General features: G+C 60.3%; 22 protein-coding genes. 12 read left to right on the top strand and 10 right to left on the bottom strand.

The genetic code is table 11. The features are described 5' to 3' along the window. A complete protein-coding gene (locus tag ACOQFT_RS17210; RefSeq protein WP_421599114.1) occupies positions 1–1,416 on the bottom strand; it encodes an aminotransferase class V-fold PLP-dependent enzyme in 1,416 nt (471 codons plus the stop codon). A gap of 102 nt (positions 1,417–1,518) precedes the next feature. On the opposite strand from ACOQFT_RS17210, the gene ACOQFT_RS17205 reads away from it, so the two are divergent. Beyond that, positions 1,519–1,980: an Lrp/AsnC family transcriptional regulator gene (locus tag ACOQFT_RS17205; RefSeq protein ID WP_421599113.1), complete on the top strand. Its 462-nt coding sequence runs from the start codon at positions 1,519–1,521 to the stop codon at positions 1,978–1,980. A 121-nt stretch (positions 1,981–2,101) separates the two neighbouring features. Here ACOQFT_RS17205 and rpsD read toward each other — a convergent pair whose 3' ends face one another. From rpsD to ACOQFT_RS17190, 3 genes are all read right to left on the bottom strand, one after another. Next, entirely contained in the window at positions 2,102–2,722 is a 621-nt protein-coding gene (gene rpsD / locus ACOQFT_RS17200; protein WP_421599112.1) for a 30S ribosomal protein S4, read from the bottom strand. A 217-nt stretch (positions 2,723–2,939) separates the two neighbouring features. Further along, a complete protein-coding gene (locus ACOQFT_RS17195; RefSeq protein ID WP_421599111.1) occupies positions 2,940–3,539 on the bottom strand; it encodes a hypothetical protein in 600 nt (199 codons plus the stop codon). Positions 3,540–3,906: 367 nt separating this feature from the next. Next, positions 3,907–6,189: an adenosylcobalamin-dependent ribonucleoside-diphosphate reductase gene (locus ACOQFT_RS17190; RefSeq protein ID WP_421599110.1), complete on the bottom strand. Its 2,283-nt coding sequence runs from the start codon at positions 6,187–6,189 to the stop codon at positions 3,907–3,909. A 114-nt stretch (positions 6,190–6,303) separates the two neighbouring features. On the opposite strand from ACOQFT_RS17190, the gene ACOQFT_RS17185 reads away from it, so the two are divergent. After that, the gene (locus ACOQFT_RS17185; protein WP_170674701.1) at positions 6,304–6,735 is read left to right on the top strand and encodes a DUF1489 domain-containing protein; all 432 of its coding nucleotides are present in this window, start codon (positions 6,304–6,306) and stop codon (positions 6,733–6,735) included. On the opposite strand, the gene hisG is transcribed toward ACOQFT_RS17185, so the two are convergent. The 3 genes from hisG to hisS are packed head-to-tail and all read right to left on the bottom strand — an operon-like array spanning position 6,732 to position 9,997. Beyond that, on the bottom strand, positions 6,732–7,421 hold the full coding sequence (gene hisG / locus ACOQFT_RS17180) for an ATP phosphoribosyltransferase (RefSeq protein ID WP_421599109.1): 690 nt from the start codon (positions 7,419–7,421) through the stop codon (positions 6,732–6,734). The two genes, ACOQFT_RS17185 and hisG, sit on opposite strands and share 4 nt — an antisense overlap. Further along, positions 7,418–8,506, bottom strand: coding sequence for an ATP phosphoribosyltransferase regulatory subunit (locus ACOQFT_RS17175; RefSeq protein WP_421599108.1), 1,089 nt, complete (start codon positions 8,504–8,506; stop codon positions 7,418–7,420). The genes hisG and ACOQFT_RS17175 overlap by 4 nt, the downstream gene beginning before the upstream one ends. Positions 8,507–8,509: 3 nt before the next feature. Continuing rightward, positions 8,510–9,997, bottom strand: a complete 1,488-nt coding sequence (gene hisS, locus ACOQFT_RS17170) for a histidine--tRNA ligase (RefSeq protein WP_421599107.1) — start codon at positions 9,995–9,997, stop codon at positions 8,510–8,512. A gap of 129 nt (positions 9,998–10,126) precedes the next feature. On the opposite strand from hisS, the gene ACOQFT_RS17165 reads away from it, so the two are divergent. After that, entirely contained in the window at positions 10,127–10,321 is a 195-nt protein-coding gene (locus ACOQFT_RS17165; protein WP_170573549.1) for a SlyX family protein, read from the top strand. A 4-nt stretch (positions 10,322–10,325) separates the two neighbouring features. On the opposite strand, the gene ACOQFT_RS17160 is transcribed toward ACOQFT_RS17165, so the two are convergent. The 3 genes from ACOQFT_RS17160 to dnaE form a co-directional block, all read right to left on the bottom strand. Further along, on the bottom strand, positions 10,326–10,694 hold the full coding sequence (locus tag ACOQFT_RS17160) for a hypothetical protein (RefSeq protein ID WP_421599106.1): 369 nt from the start codon (positions 10,692–10,694) through the stop codon (positions 10,326–10,328). 5 nt (positions 10,695–10,699) lie between these two features. Next, positions 10,700–10,918 (bottom strand): YMGG-like glycine zipper-containing protein, encoded by a 219-nt coding sequence (locus tag ACOQFT_RS17155; protein ID WP_421599105.1) that lies wholly within the window; start codon positions 10,916–10,918, stop codon positions 10,700–10,702. An 85-nt stretch (positions 10,919–11,003) separates the two neighbouring features. After that, a complete protein-coding gene (gene dnaE / locus ACOQFT_RS17150; protein ID WP_421599104.1) occupies positions 11,004–14,504 on the bottom strand; it encodes a DNA polymerase III subunit alpha in 3,501 nt (1,166 codons plus the stop codon). 344 nt (positions 14,505–14,848) lie between these two features. Here dnaE and xdhA point away from each other — a divergent pair, with 344 nt between their 5' ends. From xdhA to ACOQFT_RS17105, 9 genes are all read left to right on the top strand, one after another. Further along, positions 14,849–16,207, top strand: a complete 1,359-nt coding sequence (xdhA, locus tag ACOQFT_RS17145) for a xanthine dehydrogenase small subunit (RefSeq protein ID WP_421599103.1) — start codon at positions 14,849–14,851, stop codon at positions 16,205–16,207. After that, the gene (xdhB, locus tag ACOQFT_RS17140) at positions 16,204–18,606 is read left to right on the top strand and encodes a xanthine dehydrogenase molybdopterin binding subunit (RefSeq protein WP_421599102.1); all 2,403 of its coding nucleotides are present in this window, start codon (positions 16,204–16,206) and stop codon (positions 18,604–18,606) included. The genes xdhA and xdhB overlap by 4 nt, the downstream gene beginning before the upstream one ends. Further along, positions 18,606–19,541: a xanthine dehydrogenase accessory protein XdhC gene (gene xdhC / locus ACOQFT_RS17135; RefSeq protein ID WP_421599101.1), complete on the top strand. Its 936-nt coding sequence runs from the start codon at positions 18,606–18,608 to the stop codon at positions 19,539–19,541. Before xdhB ends, xdhC begins: the two co-directional genes overlap by 1 nt. Then, a complete protein-coding gene (locus tag ACOQFT_RS17130) occupies positions 19,538–21,055 on the top strand; it encodes an ABC transporter ATP-binding protein (protein WP_421599100.1) in 1,518 nt (505 codons plus the stop codon). The genes xdhC and ACOQFT_RS17130 overlap by 4 nt, the downstream gene beginning before the upstream one ends. Before the next feature lie 63 nt (positions 21,056–21,118). Next, positions 21,119–22,201 carry an ABC transporter permease gene (locus tag ACOQFT_RS17125; protein ID WP_421599099.1) on the top strand — a complete coding sequence of 361 codons (1,083 nt, stop codon included), beginning with the start codon at positions 21,119–21,121 and terminating at the stop codon, positions 22,199–22,201. Positions 22,202–22,203: 2 nt separating this feature from the next. Next, entirely contained in the window at positions 22,204–23,124 is a 921-nt protein-coding gene (locus tag ACOQFT_RS17120) for an ABC transporter permease (protein WP_170406899.1), read from the top strand. 31 nt (positions 23,125–23,155) lie between these two features. Further along, positions 23,156–24,229 carry a BMP family ABC transporter substrate-binding protein gene (locus ACOQFT_RS17115; RefSeq protein WP_421599098.1) on the top strand — a complete coding sequence of 358 codons (1,074 nt, stop codon included), beginning with the start codon at positions 23,156–23,158 and terminating at the stop codon, positions 24,227–24,229. 180 nt (positions 24,230–24,409) lie between these two features. Then, entirely contained in the window at positions 24,410–24,550 is a 141-nt protein-coding gene (locus ACOQFT_RS17110) for a hypothetical protein (RefSeq protein WP_421599097.1), read from the top strand. 49 nt (positions 24,551–24,599) lie between these two features. Continuing rightward, positions 24,600–25,262: a helix-turn-helix domain-containing protein gene (locus ACOQFT_RS17105; protein WP_421599096.1), complete on the top strand. Its 663-nt coding sequence runs from the start codon at positions 24,600–24,602 to the stop codon at positions 25,260–25,262. Positions 25,263–25,509: the final 247 nt, after the last annotated feature.

The following is a 25,509-nucleotide window of genomic DNA, read 5'->3' as shown; positions in this document are numbered from 1 at the left end:
TCACGCCGCTTTGAAGCGGGCGGCTGCCGGGTCGGCGCTGTAAATGGGCGCGAATTCCTCGGTCCGGTGGGACAGGTCATTGACGCTGTCGATGATGAACTGAACCGTCTCTTCGCTCATCAGATACGAGAAATTCAGGCGCACCCAGCCCGGTTTCTTCATCTCTTCCCCGGCAGACAATGCCGCGTGCAACTCGTTCGACATCTCTCGGTCGATCCCCAACAGGCGGTGCGCGTAGGGTCCGGCGCAGGCACAGCCGCCGCGGGCCTGAATACCGTAGATATCGCTGAGCATCCGGGTGAACAGTTGCTGATGAACAGGCTGCCCCGAGTTGTCGCGCACCAGGAAAGAATAGATCGGCAGCCGATGCGGGTTGTCCGTGCCCAGCAAGGTCAGGTTTGGGTTGTCGCCCCACCCCTCCAGCGCCATGCGGTTGTATTGCGCCTCGCGGTGGGCAATCTCATCGGTGCCGACCACATCCTTGACGATGAAGGCCAGCGCCGCGCGGATATCACCGATCACGTTGGGCGTTCCGGCCTCTTCGCGCGTAGCCAAATCCTCACTATAGTCGTGCCGCCATGGCGAGACGAAGCTGACCGTGCCGCCACCGGGCCAACTGGGGCATGTGCGCTTTACAGCGCTCTGGTTGACGATCAGCACGCCCGACGCGCCCGGTCCGCCCGGAAACTTGTGCGGAGAGACAACGATGGCATCCTTGCGCGCATCCTCCGGCCCCATGTCCATCGGCAAATACGGCCCGCCGCCCGCGTAATCCCAAACCGACACCGCCCCATTTGCCTTGAGCAACCGGGTGATCGGGTCCGGATCGGTGATGATCCCGGTGACATTCGATGCGGCCGAGAACGACCCGATGATCAAGTCGGAACCGGCATTATCGACCAAGGCTTGTGCAAGCGCAGCCAAGTCAACACCGCCCCCTGCAGCCTCGGGGATCTCAATCACCTGCGCCTTGCTTTCGCGCCAGGGCAGAATGTTCGAATGATGCTCGTACGGCCCGATCAGGACGACCGGCCGGTCAGCCGCATCCACACCCAACAAGCTGACCAGCCGGTTCAGACCCGCAGTGGCGCCGGACCCGGTGAAGATCACCGCGTCTTCGCCCCTCGCACCAACAATGCGGGCAATTTCTGCGCGTGCTTCACGGCGCAGACGGGTCATATAAGACCCGCAATAGGAGGCCTCGGTATGGCTGTTGGCATAGAAAGGCAGCACCTGTTCGGCGACAAAGTCCTCAACCTGCCGCAGCGCACGACCCGAGGCGACGTAATCCGCATATACCAGCGGCACGTCCCCATGCAGACCCGGGATCAGAACGTTTTCTCCGATCAGCCCGTCGCGCAAGCTTGAATTGCGAGTGGTGGACTGGATGTCTGCGCGAAATTTGGACAGGGTCATGGCATAGGCTCCGTATTGCCCTTTAAATATGATTGAATAGCAGCGAGGATTCTTCACCTTTCTTTTGATGGTTTTCCAAGTTTTTGTGTCATATGATCAACTATGTCAGAAAAAATGGATCAAATTGACAAACGCATCCTGCGTGAGCTGCAAACCGACGCCACGCTGTCCCAACGTGAATTGGCGGATCGGGTCGGGTTGTCACAAAACGCCTGTTGGCGCCGCCTGAAGGCGCTGAACGAAAATGGGGTCATCACTGGCTCAACCGCCCGGATCGCGCGCGAGAAACTGGGGCTGAGCCTTGTGGTCTTCGTCATGCTGCGCACGCGGCACCATTCGGCCGAATGGCTGCAGGCCTTTCGCAGCCACGTCCTGACCATTCCCGAAGTCGTGGATTTCCACCGCATCGGCGGCGACTATGACTATCAGCTGAAAGTCGTGACCGAGGATATGGCCTCGTATGACAAAGTCTATCAACGCCTGATCGAAAAGGTCGAGTTGGATAGCGTGACTTCGTATTTCGCGATGGAAGCAATCGCCGAGGGGCGACCGCTGCCGATTTGACTCGATCTTCTTGTTGGCAGAAAATCTCGGATGGAAGCCTCCTGCCGCAGTGGCAGGCCCACCCCAACAAAAAAAGGCCGCGCACACTGCGCGGCCTTGGAATTCCAGACGTCGGCGAAGATTAGTTCTTCGCGTAGAATTCGACGACCAGGTTCGGTTCCATCATGACCGGGTAAGGCACATCGCTCAGGCCCGGTGCACGCACGAAAGTCGCGGTCATTTTCGAGTGATCGGCGTCGATGTAGTCAGGCACATCGCGCTCGGCCAGAGCAACAGCTTCCAGAACAACGGCCAGCTGCTTGGACTTATCGCGCACTTCGATGATGTCGCCTTCTTTGACACGGTAGCTAGGGATGTTGACCCGCTTGCCGTTCACCTTGACGTGGCCGTGGTTCACGAACTGACGTGCGGCAAAGACGGTCGCGACGAATTTAGCGCGGTAGACCACAGCGTCCAGACGGCGTTCCAGCAGACCGATCAGGTTTTCGCCGGTGTCGCCGGTCACACGCACGGCTTCGGCATAAATGCGGCGGAACTGCTTCTCGGTCAGGTCGCCGTAGTAGCCTTTCAGCTTCTGCTTGGCGCGCAACTGCAGACCGAAGTCTGACAGTTTGCCCTTGCGGCGTTGACCGTGCTGGCCGGGGCCATATTCACGACGGTTGATCGGGGATTTCGGACGACCCCAGATGTTCTCGCCCATCCGGCGGTCGATTTTGTACTTGGCAGACGTGCGTTTGGTCACGGCTGATCTCCTTCGTTTTGGTCGAAGGCGCTCCCCTGCTAAGGGAATAGGTTAGCGCCTACTATGAAGGGCGTTGTCCTCTTGAGGTTTCCCCCATGACAGGCATCCCCTTGCGAGGGCCACCAACACCAATGAAGCCGCGCTTATATCCGCGAAACAGGCAGAGTCAACCGGCCGCACGAGGCGACAACGGCTTTTCTGTCAAAAAATTTGGGATTTATTCGGCCCTGCGCCCGGCGGCACCCGCAACCCGCAGTTCGGCCCCGCCCATGTCCTGCCTTGGCCGGGCCGGGAATGTGACGACGGTATTCACCAACTCCGAGGACGTGCCGTCTTGGAGCCCGCTTTCCGCAATTTCGCTGATCCAGAATTCCTGATCCCGTTCGGGGCAATCGCCTTCGAATACCAACATCGGAACTGATTCACCTGCCACTGGGAACAAGGCCGCTGTGAATGTTTGTGCGCCATTGGTCAAAACAAGAAGACCGTTTGCTTCGTCCGGCAGATTTTCAATTTGAGCGCAATGATCAAGAGTTGCAGCCTTGCTGCCACCGGCATGTCCAGTCCATTCCACCGCGTGGGCGGCCGTCTCAACCAGATATCGCGCCTGTCCGCGCCATGACCACGCTGCTCCGACAGACAGAAAGGACAAAGGCGCCGCCTCAAGCCCATCGATTTCCGTCTGACTCCAAAATACTGCCGTTCGACCGTTTTTTCCGGCTCTCATTGTACCCGCCTGCACCTTCAACATTTCACTACTGACTGGGCTGTTCTTATCAATGCTAAATGAGGCGGAAAAGAGACGTTTCCGCAACATTAACGAAATTTTTACCTAAACGATTCGACCATTGACCGTGGCTGCAAAGACACTTGCCAATCTGGCTTTATCTACCGTGTTAGCGGTTGGCAGTCTCAACAGCAGCAACCTCAAGATGCTTCGGCTTCTCAAGCCATCCTGAATCAAGTCACAAGCTTACCCGAATAGGCCAGTTGGCATATAGCAAAGAATGGCTGAGAGGATCAAAACTAGAAGGCGCCCGATCCATAAACCGAGCGCCTGCAAGCAGTTGAAAAACCAAGGGAACACGTGCCTTGAGCGTCACAGCCCCTTCGGATCGAGGCTAGGTTCTACTGAGCCGCTTCGCGTCGCCTTGTATTTCATTGGCAGGTTACTCCCCCCGGGATCAGCCACATTTGGAGTGCCCACAACTGCGACAGGTCATGCAGCCTTCGATCATCACCATGTCGAACTGGCCGCAGGACGGGCATGCCTTGCCGCGGGGGGCATCCATGTTGACCACCTGCGCTTGCGGGTCGGACTTCAGGCCCATGCCTTCGCCCTCGAGGAAACCAATGTTGATCAGGTGTTGCTCGATCACCCCGCCGATCGCGGCCAGGATTGAGGGGATATACTTGCCCTTCACCCAGGCACCACCGCGCGGGTCGAACACGGCCTTCAACTCTTCGACCACGAACGACACATCTCCACCCCGGCGGAACACGGCCGAGATCATCCGGGTCAGGGCCAGGGTCCAGGCGTAATGCTCCATGTTCTTCGAGTTGATGAACACCTCGAACGGACGGCGACGGCCACCAATGACGATATCGTTGATGGTCAGGTAGATCGCGTGCTCGCTATCTGGCCATTTCAGCTTGTAGGTCGAACCTTCCAGCGATTGCGGCCGGTCCAGCGGCTCGGACATGTAGACGACCTCGCCTCCATCCACCTCATGCGGGGCGGCCGCGCTTTCACCCGGCGCGGTGTCGGCGCTCTCGGATACGGTCAGAACCGATCCGGTCACGTCATTCGGACGATAGGTGGTGCAGCCTTTGCAACCTTGGTCCCAAGCCTGCATGTAGACGTCCTTGAAGGCGTCAAAGCTGATATCCTCGGGGCAGTTGATCGTCTTCGAGATCGAGCTGTCGATCCATTTCTGCGCCGCCGCCTGCATCTTGACGTGATCCGACGGAGACAGCGTCTGCGCGTTGACGAAATACTCCGGCAGTTCCTTGTCACCGAACTTGTCCCGCCACATCTGCACGGCGTAGTCCACGACCTCTTCCTCGGTGCGCGAGCCGTCCTTCTGCAGCACTTTGCGCGTATAGGCATAGGCAAAGACCGGCTCGATCCCCGAGGACACGTTGCCCGCATATAGGGAAATTGTGCCCGTCGGCGCGATCGAGGTCAGCAGAGCGTTACGGATCCCGTGCTCGCGGATTGCATCGCGTACGTCATCGTCCATCTGCTGCATGGTGCCACTGGCCAGATATTTCTCGGCATCGAACAGCGGGAACGCGCCTTTTTCCTTGGCCAAATCCACCGACGCCAGATACGCGGCGCGGGCGATCGCCTGCAACCAGCGCTCGGTCTGACGCGCCGCCTCGTCGGACCCATAGCGCAGGCCAAGCATCAGCAACGCATCCGCCAGACCGGTCACCCCCAGCCCGATGCGGCGCTTGGCCTGTGCCTCGGCGGCCTGTTCGGGCAGCGGGAATTTCGACGCGTCGACCACATTGTCCATCATCCGCACGGACGTCGCGACCAACTCTTGCAGCGTTGCCTCGTCCAGATGGGCTGCGTCTTCGAACGGTTCAGCCACCAGCCGCGCTAGGTTGATCGACCCCAGCAGGCAGGCGCCATAGGGTGGCAGGGGTTGTTCGCCACACGGGTTGGTCGCCGCGATGGTTTCGACATAGCTCAGGTTGTTGGCCTGATTGATCCGGTCGATGAAGATCACGCCGGGTTCGGCATAATCATAGGTGGCCTGCATGATCTTGTTCCACAGATCACGGGCTTGAACGGTGTGATAGACCTTGTCACCGAACACCAGTTCCCACGGGCCATCGGCCTTGACCGCCTCCATGAACGGATCGGTGACCAGCACCGACATGTTGAACATGCGCAGACGCGCCGGGTCGGATTTGGCGGTGATGAACTGTTCGATATCCGGATGGTCGCAACGCATGGTCGCCATCATCGCCCCACGGCGCGAGCCTGCGGACATGATCGTGCGGCACATCGCATCCCACACATCCATGAAGCTCAGCGGCCCCGAGGCATCGGCTGCCACCCCGTGCACATCGGCCCCACGCGGACGGATGGTCGAGAAATCATAACCGATCCCCCCGCCCTGCTGCATGGTCAGCGCGGCCTCTTTCAGCATGTCGAAGATGCCGCCCATGCTGTCGGGCACGGTGCCCATGACAAAGCAATTGAACAGCGTCACCTGCCGCGCGGTGCCTGCGCCTGCGGTGATACGACCGGCGGGCAAATATTTGAAATCCTCCAACGCCTCAAAAAACTTCTCTTCCCAGTGCGCGGGGTCTTTTTCCACCCGTGCCAGATCGCGGGCGATGCGCCGCCAGCTGTCCTCAACCGTCTGGTCGATGGGCGTGCCATCCGCCTGTTTGAAACGGTATTTCATGTCCCAGATCTGCTCGGCGATGGGGGCGGCAAAGCGGCTCATTGGCGATTCCCTGTGTTAGAAGAGGGATACAGACTATCATCTACTAAACCTTGATGACAATCGCGCATGAGCTACAATGGATAGATAGTCGATGGACGACTCTGTGGGAAAGCTGTGGATAAGTACGTAAACCTCATAAAACTCTCGGTTGGCTCGGAAAGCGTCGACACGCTGATGGCGTGGCAGGACAGCCGCAAACCGCTGTATGAGGACGGCTGCCCGCGCCATGTCACCCGCATGTGGCCCAAGCGCGAGGCCGAGATTCTGAACGGCGGTTCGATCTATTGGGTGATCAAGGGCGTGATCCAGTGCCGCCAGCGTATCCTGCGGCTGGACGAGGTACGGGGCGAGGATGGGATCCGCCGCTGTGCCATCGTGCTGGACCCCGAGGTGCATCGCACCCAGAACGCCCTTAAACGACCGTTTCAAGGCTGGCGCTATCTGAAACCAGAGGACACGCCTGCCGACCTGCCCAAGGGGCGCGAGCAGGACGACACCCTGCCCGATGACCTGAACCGCGCGCTGGCCGATATCGGCTTGCTTTAACGCAGCCGATCCATCAGTTCGGACAGAACCGCCTTTTCCGCTGCATCGCATTTCGCCACCCGGCTGCGCCACAGCGTCGCCTGCGATTGCAGGATCAGCCCGTCCGACAGGATTTTCAGGTGGTTTGCCCGCAGGGTTTCCCCGGTCGAGGTGATATCGGCAATCGCCTCGGCGGTTTCGTTCATCACCGTGCCCTCGGTCGCTCCCTGGCTGTCGACCAGAGTATAATCGGCCACGCCCGCATCCGTCAGGAACTCACGTACCAGCCGATGATATTTGGTGGCAATGCGCAGCCGGTGGCCGTGGGTCTTGCGAAACGCCGCCGCCGCTGCATCCAGATCGTCCAGCGTGTCCACATCCACCCAGCAGGCAGGCGTGGCGATGATCAGATCAGCCTTGCCGAACCCAAGCTGCGAAACCTCTTCGACCTGCTGTTCCCAGCGCGGCAGTTTCTCATGCACCAGATCGATGCCCGTGACGCCCAGGTGAATGCGCCCTGCCGCCAGTTCGCGCGGGATTTCCCCGGCGGACAACAGAACCAGCGAAACACCATCGATCCCCTCGACCTTACCCGCATATTCCCGGTCCGATCCGCTGCGCGACAGGGTGATGCCGCGCTTTTCGAACCACGAAAAGGTCTTCTCCATCAACCGGCCCTTCGAGGGCACGCCCAGTTTCAGGCTCATTGCGCGTCCTCCTCAATCTCCAGCATCAGGTCGGGACGGATGACGCCGCCCACAGCCGGAATTTCAGCGCCGTTGCCCAATTGCCGGGTCAGCGCGTCATAGCGCCCGCCGGTTGCAATCGGAGGCAGGTCCGGACGACCCTCGGCGTAAAAGCCAAAGACAAACCCGTCGTAATATTCCATCGAGGTCCGGCCATAGGCGGCCTCGAAATCCAGCCGCTCCACATCGACGCCGCGCGCCTGCAGCGAGGCGACCCGTGCCTCAAGCCGGTCCAGCGCCGGGGTAATTTGTGGCAGGTCCACCGCCACGTCACGCAGTTGCTCCAGCGCAAAGGGCATGGTCTCGCGTACGTTCAGCAGCGTTTCCAGACCAGCAAGTTCACTGTCTGAAATCGGCGGCGTATCGCGATCTTCGCGCAGGGCTTCGATCCGTGCCTCTACCTCGGATACACGGCGCTTGCCGATCACGGGGATGTCGTGGCCCAACGGGTTTTCCGCGTTCAACAAAGCATCGCGCCCTTCCGGGGCGGGTTTACGGCCCGCGAAACGGTCCAGCAGAACCCGGAACCGGCGCGGACGCCACAGATGCCGCATCAGCGCGGCTTTGCGGCGGTCCGTCGTGCGCAAGCCCTGGACGGCTGCGGTCAGGATGCCGATATCCCCGGTCGCGGCACGCAAAGGCAGACCGCGCAGTTGCAGCGCGAACAGCGAAAACACCTCGGCATCGGCGCCCGAGGGATCGTCACGGTCGAACACCTCATAGCCGACCTGAATGTATTCGTTCGACCGATCCGGGTCGTGTTCCTGACGGCGGAACACCTCACCGGAATAGGTGTAACGCGCGGGCTCGGCCCCCTCGCTCATGTGCATCTGCACTACGGGCAGAGTGAAATCGGGGCGCATCATCTGCTCACCGCGCAGCGCATCCGAGGTCACGTAAGCGCGCGCGCGGATATCCTCGCCATAAAGGTCCAGCAGCGTTTCAGCCGGTTGCAGCAGCGGCGGGTCCACCACCTGCGCGCCTGCGGCCTCGAACCGGACGCGCATCATCGCGGCGCGGGCCTGTATCTGGGAACGGTTGGGCATGGCTCAGTCCTGACTGTCCAGAATTTCGCGTACCTTGGCGACCAGATCGCTGCGCGGGACTTCGAATTGGCTGGGGCGTTCCTTCCATTCCTCAAGCGTGGCGCTTTCGGCAATCTTCGCACCCAGGATCAGGTCCTTGATCTGCACGATGCCGTTGGCCTTTTCGTCACCACCTTCGATCACCGCAATCGGCGAGTTGCGCTTGTCCGCATATTTCAGTTGGTTGCCAAAGTTCTTGGGGTTGCCCAGATAGACCTCGGCCCGGATGCCCGCATTGCGCAGCTCGGCTACCATCGCCTGATAGTCTGCCATCCGGTCGCGATCCATGACCGTGACCACCACGGGACCAGTCGCCTTTGCGGCGATCCGGCCCTTTTCGCGCAAGGCAGCCAGCAGGCGGTCGACACCGATAGAGATACCGGTTGCAGGCACTTCCTGCCCGGTGAACCGCTTGACCAGATCGTCATAGCGGCCACCGCCCGAGACCGATCCGAACTGCCGCTTGCGGCCCTTCTCGTCGAAAATCTCAAAGGTCAGCTCGGCCTCATAAACAGGCCCGGTATAATAGCCCAGGCCGCGCACCACCGAAGGATCGATCTCGATCCGGTCCGCGCCGTACCCGCCTGCATCCAACAGCGCGCCGATCTGTTCCAGCTCGGCAATGCCATCCGCACCGATCTTGCTATCGCCGACAGCGGCGCGCAGGTTCGCCAGCGTCCCGGCGGTATCCGCGGCTTTCGAAGTCAGGAAGGCAATCACGGGCTCTGCCTGATCGTCGCTCAGGCCGACGCCATCGATGAACGCACCAGACGCATCCAGACGACCCTTGGTCAGCAGCTCGCGCACACCGGCCTCACCCACCTTATCAAACTTGTCGATGGTACGCAGGACGTTGTCACGGGCGGAGGCGTCTTCGCCCAGACCCATCGCCTCGAGCACACCGTTCAGGACCTTTCGGTTGTTCACCCGCACCAGATAGTCACCGCGCGGGATGCCAACGGTTTCCAACGTGTCCGACAGCATCGCGCAGATCTCGGCATCCGCGGCCATCGAGGCCGTGCCCACCGTATCCGCATCACACTGATAAAACTGACGATAGCGCCCCGGCCCGGGCTTTTCGTTGCGCCAGACCGGGCCCATCGCGTAACGGCGATAGGGCGTCGGCAGATCGTTGCGGTGCTGCGCATAGACACGGGCCAGAGGCGCGGTCAGGTCATACCGCAGGGCCATCCAGTCGCCCTTGTCGTTTTCGTCAACCTCCTGCCACGCAAACACACCCTCGTTCGGGCGATCCACGTCGGGCAGGAACTTGCCCAGCGCCTCGACGGTTTCAACCGCGCTGCTCTCTAACGCATCAAAGCCGTACCGATGATAGACGTCCGCAATAGTCCGCAGCATTTCGGTGCGCTGCGAGACTTCCTGGCCGAAATAGTCGCGGAACCCTTTTGGCGTAATTGCCTTGGGGCGGGGCTGTTTCTTGGGCTTGGCCATGTGGGACGTCCTTGGGATTTTCATGTTCCGCGCGCGGTCTATCCCATGGCCTGCATCGGGGCAAGGCGCGCTTTCGCTGGCCACGGCGTCACAGGGCCGCTATGACCGGCGCAGGAACAGGAGTCCCCAATGCAGCATCTGGAAGAACAGATCGCCCATCTGACCCGCACGGTCGAAGAGCTGAACACGGTCGTCACTCGCCAGCAGGGTGAGATCGACCGACTGACCCGCCGCGTCGAGATGCTGTTGCAACGCGAGGCCGAACGGGCGCAGGAAGGATCAGGCGGAGTCGTCTTCGGAGACGAACGCCCGCCGCATTATTGACGGATCACAGGCCCAGCGTCGTTTTCACCGCGTTGTCGACCACCCCGCCCAGCAGGGCATCCTTATCGGCGGCGCATCCTTCCGACAGCGCGGCGATGAAGGCGTCACGCAGCTGGGCCTTTTCCTCGTCAGTGGTCGCGTGATCTTCAATATTAATCTGACGATTATACAGCGATAGGGCCGTCATCTTTTCAACGACGGCCACAACAAAGGCCTCATCTCCATCCGCCTCTTCGGCAATCGAAGCGCAGGTATAGTGCATCACTGGCAAGGCGTCCTGTACCATCTGATCAGCCGCGTCATCGGCAATCGCCACGCACGGGACCGCCACGATTGCGGCGCAAACGGACATTTTGAATCTGATAAACTGCATCGCCATCACTTCCAGTTATGTCCGATAACAGCACCGGCCACGCCACCAATCGCCGCGCCCTTACCGTCGCCGACCAGTGCCCCAACGCCCGCGCCAATCAGCGCGCCTTCGATCGTCTTTTTCTTTTTGTCATCCTTGTTATCTGCCAGCCCCCCGGACACCATCGCCACGGAAGCGACGGCTGCCAACGCAAATGTTCTTAATCCCAAAGTTGAAAAGCGCATGAAAGTGCCCTCCTGTGACACGCCCCAAATGAAGCAATGATCACAGCCTAGCCGCGCAAAAACGCTGTGGCAACAAATGGCTGGCTCAGATTTCCTGAACGTCGGTGACGCCGTCCAGCGATTTGATCGCACCCTTGATCTGTGGGTTGATCGGGAAATCCTGCCCCAGATCCATCTCGACATCGCCCGGCAGACCCGGGTCCATCAGAAAGACATGGATCGGCCCTTTCGAGGCCCGCTTGGCCGCGCCGGCGGCGTCCTCAAGCACCTTTGCGACGGTTGCCAGCACCGCCGGTTCGTCCACGAATATCCGCAACCCGGTCGCTCCGGCCTCGGCCACGACCGTATCCACCGGCCCGACCGAGCGGCCCAGAAGTTTCAGCTGATCCGCCTCCATCGTCGCCTCGGCGGTCAGCACCACCTGCGCCCCGGTTTCCAGATACTCGCGCGATTTCTCCAGCGTTTCCGAGAACAGCGTAACCTCGTAAGCCCCCGTCGGATCCGAGAGCTGGGCAAAAGCGAACCGGTTACCGCGCGCTGATTTCCGTTCCTGCCGCCCGGCCACGACACCTGCCATTTTCGCAATGAATGGCCCCGAGCGCGCCTTTTCCGTCACCTCGTCCAATGTCAACACCTGCTTGCGTTTCAACGCGGGCATGTAATCATCAAGCGGGTGACCCGAGAGGTAAAAGCCGATGGCCTTGAATTCCTCGCTCAGGCGCTCGGCAGGCAACCAGTCGGGCGTCGGCGACAGGCGCGGTTCCGGCAGGTCGTCCCCCGCCTCACCAAACAGCGATACCTGGTCCGAGTTCTTCTGATCGTGGATTGCCGCAGAATACTGTACCAACGGATCAAGGCTTTCGAACACGCGGCGGCGGTTCTTGTCGAGCTGATCAAATGCCCCGGCGCGGGCCAGCATCTCCAACGGGCGTTTGCCGACTTTCTTCAGATCGACGCGGCGGGCGAAATCGAACAGGTTGACGAACGGTTTGTCGGCGCGCCCCTCGACCACAAGGTTCATCGCCTCGACGCCAACGTTTTTCAGTGCGCCCAGCGCATAGACTAGATGGCCTTCGACCACGTCAAACGTCGCCAGAGAGCGGTTCACGCAGGGCGGCACATAGGTCAGCTCCAGCCCCTTGCGGACCTCTTCAAAATAAACGGCCAGCTTGTCGGTCAAGTGGATATCGCAGTTCATGACCCCCGCCATGAACTCGACCGGGTGGTTCGCCTTCAACCAGCCGGTCTGATAGCTGACCACTGCATAGGCAGCCGCGTGGGATTTGTTAAAGCCGTAGTTGGCGAATTTCTCCAGCAGGTCGAAAACCTCGGAGGCCTTCTTGGCATCCACGCCGTTCTCGCCCGCGCCCTTCTCGAATTTCGGGCGCTCGGCGTCCATCGCCTCTTTGATCTTTTTACCCATCGCACGGCGCAGCAGGTCGGCGCCACCAAGGCTGTACCCCGCCATGACCTGCGCGATCTGCATCACCTGCTCCTGATAGACGATGATGCCCTGCGTTTCCTCAAGGATGTGGTCGATCAGCGGGTGAACCGAAGTGATCTCGCGCTGGCCGTTCTTGACCTCGCAATAGGTCGGGATGTTCTCCATCGGGCCGGGACGGTACAGCGCCACAAGGGCCACGATATCCTCGATACAGGTCGGCTTCATCCGCTTGAGCGCGTCCATCATCCCCGAGGATTCCACTTGGAACACCGCCACCGTCTTGGCCGCCGAGTAAAGCTTGTACGTCGCCTCGTCATCCAGCGGGATGGCGTTGATCTGGTTCTCGGCCCCTTCGGCGGGTTCGTAAAGCTCAGTACCGTCCGCCGCGATGTGCAAAGGACGCCCGGACTTGAAGATGATGTCCATCGCGTTCTGGATCACGGTCAGGGTTTTCAGACCCAGAAAGTCGAACTTCACCAGACCGGCCTGTTCCACCCATTTCATGTTGAACTGAGTTGCCGGCATGTCGGATCGCGGGTCCTGATACAGCGGCACCAGTGCGTCCAGAGGCCGATCTCCGATCACAACGCCCGCCGCGTGGGTCGAGGCATTCCGCAACAGCCCTTCGACCTGTTGGCCGTAGGTCAGCAGCCGGTCGACGACCTCTTCGTTGCGTGCCTCTTCGCGCAGGCGGGGTTCGTCCTTCAATGCCTTTTCAATCGAAACCGGCTTCACCCCCTCAACCGGGATCATCTTGGACAGGCGATCCACCTGCCCGTACGGCATCTGCAGAACCCGCCCGATATCGCGCACGGCGGCCTTCGACAGCAACGCACCGAAGGTGATGATCTGCCCCACCTTGTCGCGGCCGTATTTCTGCTGCACGTAGCGGATGACTTCTTCACGGCGATCCATGCAGAAGTCGATATCGAAATCGGGCATCGAGACCCGCTCGGGGTTCAGGAACCGTTCGAACAGCAGCGAATAGCGCAGCGGGTCAAGGTCGGTGATCGTCAGTGCATAAGCCACCAGCGAGCCCGCACCCGAGCCCCGCCCCGGCCCCACCGGAATGTCGTGGTCTTTGGCCCATTGGATAAAGTCGGCAACGATCAGGAAATAGCCGGGAAAGCCCATGCCTTCGATGATGCCCAGTTCAAAATCCAGCCGTTCCTGGTATTCTTCAGGTGTCACCGCATGGGGGATCACAGCCAGTCGTTTCTGAAGGCCCTCATTGGCGATGCGGCGCAGTTCGGCCACCTCGTCATCGGCGAATTTCGGCAGGATCGGGTCGCGGCGATAGGCCATGAAGGCGCAGCGCCGCGCGATCTCGACCGTGTTCTCGATGGCCTCGGGCAGATCGGCGAACAAGGTCACCATCTCCTGCTGCGACTTGAAATAATGCTGCGCGGTCAGGCGGCGGCGGCCCTCCTGCTGGTCGACATAGGCGCCCTCGGCGATACAGATCAGTGCGTCGTGGGCCTCATACATGTCTGTCGTCGGGAAATAGACGTCATTGGTTGCGACCAGAGGCAGGTTCTTGGCATAAGCCATTTCGACATGGCCACGCTCGGTGAGGCGTTCGGTCTCGGGCTGCCCATCCTCACCCGGATGGCGCTGCAGTTCGATGTAAAGGCGATCCGGGAACATCGCCGCCAACTGATCAACCAGCGCCTCGGCCGCCGGGCGCTGACCCTGTTGCAGCAGCATCCCTACAGGCCCATCCGGCCCGCCGGTCAAACAGATCAAACCGTCCGACCGGTCCGCCAGCTCTTCCAACGTGACCTGCGGCAACTGCCCGCCCTTGTCCACGTAAAGGCAGGAACTGAGCTTCATCAGGTTCTCATAGCCCACCTCGGACTGCGCCAGCAGCACCAGTGGCGCGGGCGCTTTGGGCTTCTCACCGGGTTGGGCCTGCAGATAGGTCAGATCGACCTGGCACCCCATGATCGGCTGCACTCCGGCGCCGCTGGCGGTGACCGAGAACTCCAGCGCCGAAAACATGCTGTTCGTATCGGTGACGGCGACGGCGGGCATCTCCATCTTCTCACACAGAGCGGGCAGCTTTTTCAGCCGCACGGCGCCTTCCAGCAAGGAGTATTCGGTGTGAACACGGAGGTGAATGAATCGAGGAGTACTGCTCATACCGCCTACGCTATCCCAGCCAGCTGCCCGGCAAAAGCGGGAACCGCAGCTTTGGAATGCCAAAAAAATCAGTGTGGATTATTCGGCTTTTGCAGAAGGTGCTTCGGGATTGACCGGGCGCCGCCTGCAAAAAGCGCTTTATTTACAAGCGACTGCCTTTTACACAAACGCGACATTCACAATCTGCGCCTGTCGAATGGTACATTACATAGGCAGTTTTTCTTGCCAGAGAACCTGCCCTGTTTCTAACATCTTACGGCAAGCTATCCGCCCGCCACTCTTTCTACGTCGCATCGAAGGAGGGCACCCAAGGGCGCAACCGGGTAAGGCGACGGGTTTCTCGAATGAACATCACGTTTCTTCTGAACGGAGAGACAGTGGAACTGGCGGATGTTGATCCGACAGCGACCCTGCTGGACTGGCTGCGCGAGGATCGCGGGTTGACCGGCACCAAGGAAGGCTGCAACGAGGGCGATTGCGGCGCCTGCACTGTCATGGTGACGGATGAGGGCGGCGCCAAGGCGCTGAACTCCTGCATCCTGTTCCTTCCGCAACTGCACGGCAAAGCGGTCCGCACAGTCGAAGGGGCCAGCGGCCCGAAAGGCGAGATGCATCCAGTGCAGCAGGCCATGGCCGATTTGCATGGCTCTCAATGCGGCTTCTGCACCCCCGGCTTTGTCATGTCGATGGTTGCCGGTCACGCGATTGGCGCGACGGATCACGACACCCAGCTTGCCGGAAACCTGTGCCGCTGTACCGGCTACGCCCCCATCATTCGCGCGGCTCAGGCCGCTGAGGATCAGCCCGTTCCCGTCTGGGTCAAAGACAAGCCAGTCACAGCGCAGGCATCGCCGATGTTGCCCGGCTCGTCCGATGAATTGGCGGCAGTGTACGCCGACAACCCGGATGCTACCCTTGTCGCCGGTGCAACCGATGTGGGTCTTTGGGTCACCAAGCAATTGCGCGATCTGGATCCGGTGATCTTCCTCAACCGCTGTGAGGACCTGAAACAAATCACGATCACCAAGGACGAAATTCGCTTTGGTGCCATGGTGGACATGAACCGCATGGGCGAAGCCCTGACTGACCTGCACCCGTCATACGCCGAAATGATCCGCCGTTATGCCAGTGTTCAGGTGCGCCACGCGGCCACCGTCGGCGGCAATATCGCCAACGGCTCGCCCATCGGGGACAACCCGCCCGCCCTGATCGCGCTTGACGCCACTTTGCATCTGCGCAAAGGCGACACGCGGCGGCAGGTCCCGCTGGAAAAGTTCTTCATCGATTACGGCAAGCAGGACCGCGCTCCGGGCGAGTTTGTTGAGGCCGTCAGCTTCCCCCGTCAAGCGGACCGCCTCAAAACGTACAAACTCAGCAAACGGTTCGATCAGGATATCTCGGCCGTGTGCGGCTGTTTCAATATCACTGTTACGGACGACACCGTCACGCAAGCGCGCATCGCGTTTGGCGGCATGGCGGGCATCCCGAAACGGGCCACAAACGTCGAGGCCGCGCTGATCGGCAAACCGTGGACGCGCGAGACGATTGATGCCGCGCTGCCCGCCTTTGCCGAAGACTATTCTCCACTCACGGACATGCGCGCCTCGGCCACCTATCGTATGGAAACCGCCAAGGCGATGCTGGAACGCTACTTCCTCGAGGATCAAGGCGAACTGACCAATGTGCTGGAGGTGTCGGCATGAGTGTGACCAAACCCCTCCCCCACGACGCGGCACCGCTGCATGTGTCCGGTTCGGCGCGGTATGTGGATGACATCCCGACGCCCAAAGGCTCTCTGCATCTGGCGTTTGGCCTGAGCCCGATTGCAAAAGGCAAGATCACCACGATGAACCTGTCCGCCGTGAAGGCTGCCGACGGGGTCGTGATGGTGATGACGGCGGATGACCTGCCTTTTGCCAACGACGTCTCACCCTCGATCCATGACGAACCGCTGCTGTCTGACGGAACAGTTCACTATATCGGCCAACCCGTGTTTCTGGTCGTCGCCACCAACCATCTGGCCGCCCGCAAGGCCGCGCGTCTGGGTAAGATCGACTATGCCGAAGAAACACCCATTCTGACCGTTGAAGAGGCGCTGGCCGCCGACAGTCGGTTCGAGGACGGCCCGCGCATCTATGCCAAGGGTGACGCGGACGCGGCCATCGCGGGCGCGGCCCACGTGATCGAAGGATCCTTCGAACTCGGCGGGCAAGAGCATTTCTATCTGGAAGGTCAGGCTGCGCTGGCCGTGCCGAATGAAGGCGCGGATATGCTGGTGCACAGCTCGACCCAACACCCGACCGAAATCCAGCACAAGGTGGCCGATGCTTTGGGCGTTCCGATGCACGCGGTCCGGGTTGAGACCCGCCGGATGGGCGGCGGCTTTGGTGGCAAGGAAAGTCAGGGCAACGCATTGGCCGTGGGTTGCGCCGTGGCTGCACGGGTGACAGGCAAGGCCTGCAAGATGCGCTATGACCGCGACGATGACATGATCATCACCGGCAAGCGTCACGCCTTCCGGATTTCCTACAAGGCCGGGTTCGATGAGCACGGCCATATTCAGGGCGTCTCGTTCCTGCACCACGCCATTTGCGGCTGGGCACAGGACCTGTCCCTGCCCGTCGCCGACCGCGCAATGCTGCATTCTGACAACGCCTACCTGTTGCCCAACGCGCGGATCGAAAGCCACCGGTTGAAGACCAACACTCAATCGGCCACCGCCTATCGCGGGTTCGGGGGTCCGCAGGGCATGGTCGGGATCGAGCGGGTGATGGATCACGCGGCCCATGAACTGGGGCTGGACCCGGTCGAACTGCGCCGTCGCAACTACTATGAACCCGCGCACAAAGTTGCCGAGGCAGAGCTAAAGGAAAAACCCCTGGGCCATCCCGACCCGCATGAGGACCTGACCAGCCGTGGTGCAGTGGAAATGGGGGACGCCCCGGTACGCCCCCTGCCCGCAGGCGGCAACACCACGCCCTATGGTATGGAGGTCAGCGATTTCGAACTGCACGGCATGACCGAAGCGCTGCTAAAATCCAGCGACTATGCCACGCGCAAGGCCAAGATCCAGAAATGGAACGCCGAGAACAGCGTGATCAAGAAAGGCATCGCCTTCTCTCCGGTCAAATTCGGGATTTCCTTCACGCTGACCCACCTCAATCAGGCGGGTGCGCTGGTGCATGTCTATCAGGATGGCTCGGTCCACCTGAACCATGGCGGTACCGAGATGGGACAGGGCCTGTTCCAGAAAGTCGCTCAGGTCGCCGCGTCGCGCTTTGGCATCCCGCTGGAGATGGTGAAGATCACCGCCACCGATACCGCCAAAGTGCCGAACACCTCGGCTACGGCAGCATCTTCGGGCAGTGACCTGAACGGCATGGCCGTGAAAGCGGCCTGCGACACGATCCGCGACCGGATGGCCGAGTATCTGGCCGAGCGTCATCAGGCCGATCCGTCGACAGTCACTTTCTCGGACGGCCAGGTTTCGGTCGGCGAAGAGCGCTATAGCTTCGCCGAAGCGGCCGCGCTGACCTATCAGGGGCGCATCAGCCTGTCGGCAACAGGGTTCTACAAAACGCCCAAGATCGAATGGGACCGAATTGCTGGACGTGGACGCCCATTCTTCTACTTCGCCTATGGCGCTTCGGTCACCGAGGTCGCCGTGGACACTCTGACCGGTGAAAACCGCATCCTGCGCACCGACATCCTGCATGATGCGGGCGCCTCGCTGAACCCGGCTCTGGATATCGGGCAGGTCGAAGGTGGCTATGTGCAAGGCGCGGGTTGGCTGACGACCGAGGAACTGGTTTGGGACGGCAAGGGCAACCTGCGCACCCACGCCCCCTCGACCTACAAGATTCCGGCCTGTTTCGACCGACCCGACATCTTCAATGTCGCGCTCTGGGATGGCGAAAACCGCGAGGACACGATCTATCGCTCAAAAGCGGTGGGCGAGCCGCCCTTCATGCTGGGTATCTCGGCTTGGTTGGCGCTGTCCAACGCGGTGGCCGCCTGTGGTGACAGCTATCCGGCGCTGGATGCACCCGCCACGGCCGAAGAAATCTGGCACGGCATCCAACGGGTAAAAGGAGGAACCTGATGGGATTTGATCGAGAGGCTTTGAGGGAGGCGGTCAAAACCCACGGGAAAGTCACCCGGGTGGTCATCGCTGCGATCAAGGGGTCATCCCCGCGCGAGGTCGGTGCTGCAATGCTGGTTTGGGAGCATGGGCAAAGCGGGACTATCGGCGGTGGGACGCTGGAGTTTCAGGCGGCGCAAGCCGCGCGCTCGCAGACCGCCCCTACGCGCCTGACCCATCACGCGCTTGGCCCTGACATGGGTCAATGCTGTGGCGGTGCGGTATCACTGCTCAGCGAAGTCTTTGATTTAAAGGCGGTTGAAGCGCTCGACGACACGGTCATAGTGCGGTCAGCCTCGGAAGGTGAAATGCCTCTGGCCGTGAAAAGGTTGCTGGCAACCGCGCGCGGTCAGGGGATTGCCCCCGAACCACAACTGATCGACGGCTGGATGATTGAGCCTGTGCACAAGCCAACACGGAACCTATGGATCTGGGGCGCAGGCCATGTAGGCCGTGCGCTGGTGGATGTCTTGTCGCCGCTGCCCGATCTGGCAATCACCTGGGTCGATACCGACCCCGAACGGTTTCCGGATGCAATTCCGGCCGGAGTGACAGTGGTTCCGGCCGCAAAACCAGCGGAACTGGTGCGTCATGCACCACCCGATGCTGAACATCTTGTGCTGACTTATTCGCACAATCTGGATTTAGAACTGTGCAACCGACTGCTTTCGCATGATTTCCGCTTTGCTGGCCTGATCGGCTCGGCTACGAAATGGGCGCGATTCCGGTCGCGGCTGGCGGCCCTCGGGCATTCGCCCGAACGGATCAGCCGGATCACTTGCCCGATTGGGGACCCCGGCCTGGGCAAACACCCGCAGATGATCGCCGTTGGCGTCGCCGCGCAGCTCTTGCGCCCGGCCCGACAGAACGAGTTGAAGAAGGACCTGAGCGCGTGACCACTCCACTTTTAAGTCTGCAAGGGCTGACCAAAGCCTATCCCGGCGTCGTGGCCAATGATCAGGTGTCCTTTGACATCGGTGAAGGCGAAGTCCACGCTCTGCTGGGCGAAAACGGCGCGGGGAAATCCACGCTGGTGAAGATGATCTACGGGTTGGTGAAACCCGACAGCGGTGCGATGCTGCTGCGGGGACAGCCCTTTGCGCCACCTGAACCCCGCGCCGCGCGGGCTGACGGGATCGCAATGGTGTTCCAGCATTTTTCGCTGTTCGATGCGCTGAACGTGGCCGAGAACATCGCGCTGGGGATGGAGAACCCGCCGCCGATGGGCGATCTGGCCTCGCGCATCCACGAAGTATCTGAAACGTACGGCCTGCCTTTGGACCCTTACCGCACGGTTGGTGATCTGTCCGCAGGTGAACGCCAGCGGGTTGAGATCATCCGCTGCCTTTTGCAGGATCCGAAGTTGCTGATCATGGACGAGCCGACCTCGGTTCTGACCCCACAAGAGGTCGATATCCTGTTTGAGACGCTGAACAAACTGCGCTCCGAGGGCACTTCGATCCTATATATCTCGCACAAGCTGGAGGAAATCCGGACCCTGTGCGACCACGCCACGATCCTGCGTCTGGGCAAAAATGTGGGTGAATGTGTTCCGTCTGAAACTTCAGCCCGCGACATGGCCGAGATGATGGTCGGATCGACCCTGCAGACACCTGAACGGTCGGGCCGCGAATTCGGCGAGGTCGCGCTGGATGTCAGCGGGTTGTCTGTGCCCTCGCCGTCGGAATTCGGCACGGCCTTGCGCAATGTCCACATGACGGTCCGCAAGGGCGAGGTTCTGGGGATCGGAGGCGTCGCCGGGAACGGACAGGACGAATTGCTGGGCGTGCTGTCGGGCGAAATCCCGACAACCGCCGATGCGATCAAATTCAACGGCCAGAAAATCGGCAAGCTCGGCCCCACCGCTCGGCGGAAGCTGGGCGTGCTGACCGCCCCCGAGGAACGGTTGGGTCATGCGGCGGCTCCGGATATGAGTCTGACCGAAAACGCGCTGCTGACCGGATCGGTTCGGGAGGGGCTGGAAAGCAACGGGTTCCTCAAATGGGCCGAGACCAAGAGTTTCGCAGAAAAGATCATCAGCGCCTTTGATGTCCGCACGCCGGGGCCGGAGAACGCAGCGCGCTCGCTGTCGGGCGGAAACCTGCAGAAATTCGTGATCGGACGCGAAGTTCTGCAGAACCCCGACGTGCTGGTGGTCAACCAGCCGACATGGGGCGTGGATGCGGCGGCAGCGGCCTCGATCCGGCAGGCCATTCTGGATCTGGCCGCAAAAGGTACGGCGGTGATCTGCATCAGCCAGGACCTCGATGAGTTGATGGAAATCTCGGACAGCTTCGCGGCCCTGAACGAAGGCCGCCTGAGCGCCCCGCGCCCGACCACGGGCCTGACGGTTGATGAGATCGGCCTGATGATGGGTGGGGCACATGGCATGGAGGTGGCGCATGTTTGAACGATCGCGTCGCCTTCGGCGAGAGTACTTGAAAAAAGATGAAAATGGGTGGGGGATGAGCAGATGATTGTGTTGGAGAAACGGCCGCAGCCGTCCAAGGCGTGGTCTTATGCCACCCCTCTGGTCGCGGTGCTGGCGACGATGGTGTGCGGCGGCATTCTGTTCGCCATTCTGGGCAAGAACCCGGTTGAGGCCATCGGAACCATTTTCTGGGAGCCTCTGTTTGGTGAGTTCGCCTTTTACTACCGCCCGCAATTGCTGGTGAAAGGCGCGCCATTGGTGTTGATTGCCATCGGCCTGTCGCTGGGTTTCCGCGCCGGTATCTGGAACATCGGGGCCGAGGGGCAGTATATCATGGGCGCCATCTTTGGCGCGGGGGCCGGTCTGGCCTTCTACCCTCTGGATGCGTGGTACATCTTTCCGATCATGGTGATTTTCGGTGCGTTCGGCGGCTGGCTCTGGGCAACGATCCCGGCCTTTCTGAAAGTGCGGTTTGGGACCAATGAGATCCTTGTGTCGCTGATGCTGGTCTATGTGGCCGAGCAAATGCTGGCCTCGGTCTCGCTAGGGCTGCTGAAAAACCCCGAGGGGTTTGGCTTTCCAGGCTCGCGCAACCTGCAATCCTATGACAGCGCCCATAACGCCGAGTTGATTGTAGGTTCGGGGATGCATTGGGGCGTGGTGACGGCGTTGATCGCGGTGATCTTTGCCTATGTCCTGCTGAACCGGCATATGTTGGGCTTCCACATCCGCCTGACCGGTGAGGCCCCTCGGGCCGCCAAATTCGCCGGCGTGAACCCGGCCCGCCTGATCCTGTTCTGCCTTGGCCTGTCCGGCGCTCTGGCAGGACTGGCGGGGATGTTCGAGGTCTCGGGGCCCGCGGGCGTAGTCAGCATCGACTTTAACGTGGGCTACGGCTTTACCGCGATCATCGTGGCCTTTCTGGGCCGCCTGCATCCGGTAGGCATCCTGCTGGCCGGTGGCCTGATGGCGCTGACTTACATCGGTGGTGAGATCGCGCAGTCCCAACTGGGCCTGCCTGCCGCGGCTATTCAGGTGTTCCAGGGGATGTTGTTGTTCTTCCTGCTGGCATTCGACCTTCTGACAAATTACCGCATCCGTGCGGCTCGTAGCGAGGTGGCGTAACCATGGACCTTGGTGAAATTAATCCCGTACTTCTGGTTGCCTCTCTGATGGTGGCCGCAACCCCCCTTCTGCTCGCCGCGATCGGAGAACTGGTGGTCGAAAAGGCAGGCGTTCTGAACCTCGGCGTTGAGGGTATGATGATCGTCGGCGCAATCAGCGGATTTGCGATCTCGGTCGAGACCGGCTCGCCCTGGCTGGGCTTCATCGCGGCGGCCATTGGCGGCGCGGTGCTGTCCCTGCTGTTCGTGCTGCTGACGCAGTTTGCACTGGCCAACCAAGTGGCAAGTGGCCTTGCGTTGACCCTGTTCGGGTTGGGCTTTAGCGCGCTTCTGGGGCAAAGCTATGTGGGGATCAAACCGCCCAGCATGGGGGAAATCCATATCCCGGTGATCAGTGATATCCCGGTAATCGGCCCGATCCTGTTCCAGCATGATCCGATCCTCTATGTCGGCATCGCCCTGACTGCCGCTGTCTGGGCCACACTGAAATACACCCGCGTCGGCCTGATCCTGCGTGCGGTGGGCGAAAACCACGATGCCGCGCACGCGCTTGGCTACAAGGTCATCAAAATCCGCATCATGGCGATCCTGTTCGGTGGAGCCTGCGCGGGCCTTGGTGGGGCTTACATCAGCCTGATCCGCGTGCCGCAATGGACCGAGGGCATGACGGCCGGTGTTGGCTGGATCGCTCTGGCTCTGGTGGTGTTTGCCAGTTGGAAGCCGTGGCGGGCCCTGCTGGGTGCCTATTTGTTCGGCGGAATCACGGTGTTGCAGCTGAATTTGCAGGCAGCGGGCGTTGCCATTCCTGTCGAGTATCTGGCAATGTCGCCCTATATCATCACGATCCTTGTGCTTGTGATCCTTTCGGCCGACAAGAGCAGCGCACCTGCCGCACTGGGCCGGACCTTCCATGCCTCGCACTAGGGGCCAACTGAACCAACTTGGGGAGTAAAACATGAAATTCACTACACTTTTGACAAGTGCCGCCGTGGCGCTGGGTCTGGCCTCGGGGGCCATGGCCGAAGACAAGACCAAGGTCGGCTTCGTCTATGTCGGCCCGGTGGGTGACGGCGGCTGGACCTATGAACACAACAAGGGCCGTCTGGCCGTGGAAGAACATTTCGGCGACAAGGTCGAGACGGTGTTTGTCGAATCCGTTCCCGAAGGTCCCGACGCCGAGCGTGTGATGACCCAGATGGCGCTGGAAGGAGCCGACCTGATCTTCACCACTTCGTTCGGTTACATGGACCCGACCATCAACGTGGCCAAGAAATTCCCGGACGTGAAGTTCGAACACGCGACCGGCTACAAAACCTCCGACAACGTCTCGGTCTATTCTGCCCGCTTCTACGAAGGCCGCGCTGTTCAGGGTCACATCGCCGGAAAGATGACTGAGTCCAACATCGTCGGCTATATCGGCTCCTACCCGATCCCCGAAGTGATCCGCGGCATCAACTCGGCCTATATCCACGCTAAAAAGGTGAACCCGGATGTCGAGTTCAAGATTGTCTGGGCCTACACCTGGTTCGATCCCGCGAAAGAAGCCGACGCGGCCACCGTTCTGATCGAACAGGGCGCGGACGTGATCCTGCAGCACACCGACTCGACCGCGCCGCAGGCGGCCGCGCAAGAGGCAGGCAACGTAATCACTTTCGGTCAGGCCTCGGACATGAGCGAATACGCTCCGTTCCCGCGCGTGTCGTCGATCATCGACAATTGGGCCCCCTATTACATCGCGCGCACCCAGGCTGTCATGGATGGTTCGTGGGCGACCGTGAACACCTGGGACGGCATCCGCGAAGGCATGGTTGAGATCGGTGAGATTTCCGACGCCGTACCGGCAGACGTGAAAGAAGAAGCCCTGGCCATGAAAGCCGCAATGGCCGCGGGCGAATACCACCCCTTCTCCGGTCCGCTGAAAAAGCAGGACGGCAGCGACTGGCTGGCCGAAGGCGAAACCGCCGATGACGGTACGCTGGCAGGCATGAACTTCTATGTCGAAGGGCTGGAAGGCGAAATCCCGCAGTAAGCTGCAATCAAACGCGATCGAAAAGCCCGCCATATCGGCGGGCTTTTTTCTGAAACCACGCGAAAAAGGTAAGAAATGTCAGAGTATTCCCGAATATTCCGAAGTATTCCGTTTTGAACCCTTACGAGACTGAACTTGCCGGATCTAAAAAGTTCATGTTGGACCAAAAAGGAGAATGACATGAAGAAACCCAATCACAACGCCGATATGAAAAACGCAAACAAGGGCAATCCGGGCCAAAACAAAACTCATGCTAAAAACCAAGGCAATCGCGGCGCGCAGATGAATCCGAACAGGAAGCCTGCGCCCGTAAAAAAGTAATGGACCACGCCGGGGCGCGAACGCTCCCCGGTCTTTTCAAGGTTTGAATATGAGCGGCAAGACCAAAAAAGACCCCTTTCCCCAGACCAAGGAACTGATCCGCATCGCCGTCAATCACGGTAAATCACAAGATGAAATTGGTAGAATGTGCCGAGTGAGCCAGACGCAAGTCAGCAGATGGCTCAACGGCAAAGCACTGGCAAACCGCGCTCAGGTTCAGACACTACTGCAAGAATACGGCGATTTACTGTTCCGCGCGCCCTTCAAACTCTACCAAACCGCCGCAACATCGGAAAAACCCAGACAGTATGTTCGTGTCGAAGGGAAACTGATCCTGCGTGAGAAGTTTCGGGGCGTCACCCAAAATGACACGACGACAACGCTCCGGGCATCGATCCATCGTCAAGGCGCTGTTCAGTTTGCTTTAGTAATTGAATATACAAATGCCCTGTACCCGGACCGGAATAAACAGACCGGCGCAATGCCCCTGATCACAGATCGACTGGCTGCCTGGTTTTTGGAAGGACCCCTTGATCATTCCATATACATTGTAGGGTTAGGCAAGTTACGAAATTTGACTCAACATCTGGCAGGCGTAGAAAATACCAAGAATTTCCCAACACTCGAACAACTGCCATTTCTTGTCACCGAGGCACTGCTCAACCACGGGTACAAACTGGATGACCTTGTGGAGTTCAAACTCGCAGAGTAATCTGCACCTCCACAACCAAGCCGCCCAAAAGGGCAAACTTTGGCAGCGCCTGAAACACAGTCCCTGCGTCAGGTTTGTGAGCGTCACAGCACGCCGCGTGATCCGGCCTTTTGCCGCCGCGCCGCGCACGAACCGTTAAGGTCCGAACGAGACGACCCGAGCCCGAGCCTAACACGCGACGGCAGGCTCCTCTCTAAGGGGTATGGGGTGGGTCGCCACCAAGCCGCGGGCATGACCCGCCGCTTGA

The organism is Ruegeria sp. MALMAid1280, from assembly GCF_049195285.1.
In the GTDB taxonomy this organism is placed as follows: Bacteria; Pseudomonadota; Alphaproteobacteria; order Rhodobacterales; family Rhodobacteraceae; genus Ruegeria.
Note: the sequence above shows the minus strand (reverse complement) of the source record. Positions and strands in the feature narration are given on the sequence as shown.

Excerpts from the sequence above, each read along its gene's own strand:
- ACOQFT_RS17210 (WP_421599114.1), bottom strand. The coding sequence starts at position 1,416 with ATGACCCTGTCCAAATTTCGCGCAGACATCCAGTCCACCACTCGCAAT.
- ACOQFT_RS17205 (WP_421599113.1), top strand. The coding sequence starts at position 1,519 with ATGTCAGAAAAAATGGATCAAATTGACAAACGCATCCTGCGTGAGCTG.
- ACOQFT_RS17195 (WP_421599111.1), bottom strand. The coding sequence starts at position 3,539 with ATGTTGCGGAAACGTCTCTTTTCCGCCTCATTTAGCATTGATAAGAAC.
- ACOQFT_RS17190 (WP_421599110.1), bottom strand. The coding sequence starts at position 6,189 with ATGAGCCGCTTTGCCGCCCCCATCGCCGAGCAGATCTGGGACATGAAA.
- hisG (WP_421599109.1), bottom strand. The coding sequence starts at position 7,421 with ATGAGCCTGAAACTGGGCGTGCCCTCGAAGGGCCGGTTGATGGAGAAG.
- ACOQFT_RS17175 (WP_421599108.1), bottom strand. The coding sequence starts at position 8,506 with ATGCCCAACCGTTCCCAGATACAGGCCCGCGCCGCGATGATGCGCGTC.
- hisS (WP_421599107.1), bottom strand. The coding sequence starts at position 9,997 with ATGGCCAAGCCCAAGAAACAGCCCCGCCCCAAGGCAATTACGCCAAAA.
- ACOQFT_RS17165 (WP_170573549.1), top strand. The coding sequence starts at position 10,127 with ATGCAGCATCTGGAAGAACAGATCGCCCATCTGACCCGCACGGTCGAA.
- ACOQFT_RS17160 (WP_421599106.1), bottom strand. The coding sequence starts at position 10,694 with ATGCAGTTTATCAGATTCAAAATGTCCGTTTGCGCCGCAATCGTGGCG.
- ACOQFT_RS17155 (WP_421599105.1), bottom strand. The coding sequence starts at position 10,918 with ATGCGCTTTTCAACTTTGGGATTAAGAACATTTGCGTTGGCAGCCGTC.
- dnaE (WP_421599104.1), bottom strand. The coding sequence starts at position 14,504 with ATGAGCAGTACTCCTCGATTCATTCACCTCCGTGTTCACACCGAATAC.
- xdhA (WP_421599103.1), top strand. The coding sequence starts at position 14,849 with ATGAACATCACGTTTCTTCTGAACGGAGAGACAGTGGAACTGGCGGAT.
- xdhB (WP_421599102.1), top strand. The coding sequence starts at position 16,204 with ATGAGTGTGACCAAACCCCTCCCCCACGACGCGGCACCGCTGCATGTG.
- xdhC (WP_421599101.1), top strand. The coding sequence starts at position 18,606 with ATGGGATTTGATCGAGAGGCTTTGAGGGAGGCGGTCAAAACCCACGGG.
- ACOQFT_RS17125 (WP_421599099.1), top strand. The coding sequence starts at position 21,119 with ATGATTGTGTTGGAGAAACGGCCGCAGCCGTCCAAGGCGTGGTCTTAT.
- ACOQFT_RS17120 (WP_170406899.1), top strand. The coding sequence starts at position 22,204 with ATGGACCTTGGTGAAATTAATCCCGTACTTCTGGTTGCCTCTCTGATG.
- ACOQFT_RS17115 (WP_421599098.1), top strand. The coding sequence starts at position 23,156 with ATGAAATTCACTACACTTTTGACAAGTGCCGCCGTGGCGCTGGGTCTG.
- ACOQFT_RS17110 (WP_421599097.1), top strand. The coding sequence starts at position 24,410 with ATGAAGAAACCCAATCACAACGCCGATATGAAAAACGCAAACAAGGGC.
- ACOQFT_RS17105 (WP_421599096.1), top strand. The coding sequence starts at position 24,600 with ATGAGCGGCAAGACCAAAAAAGACCCCTTTCCCCAGACCAAGGAACTG.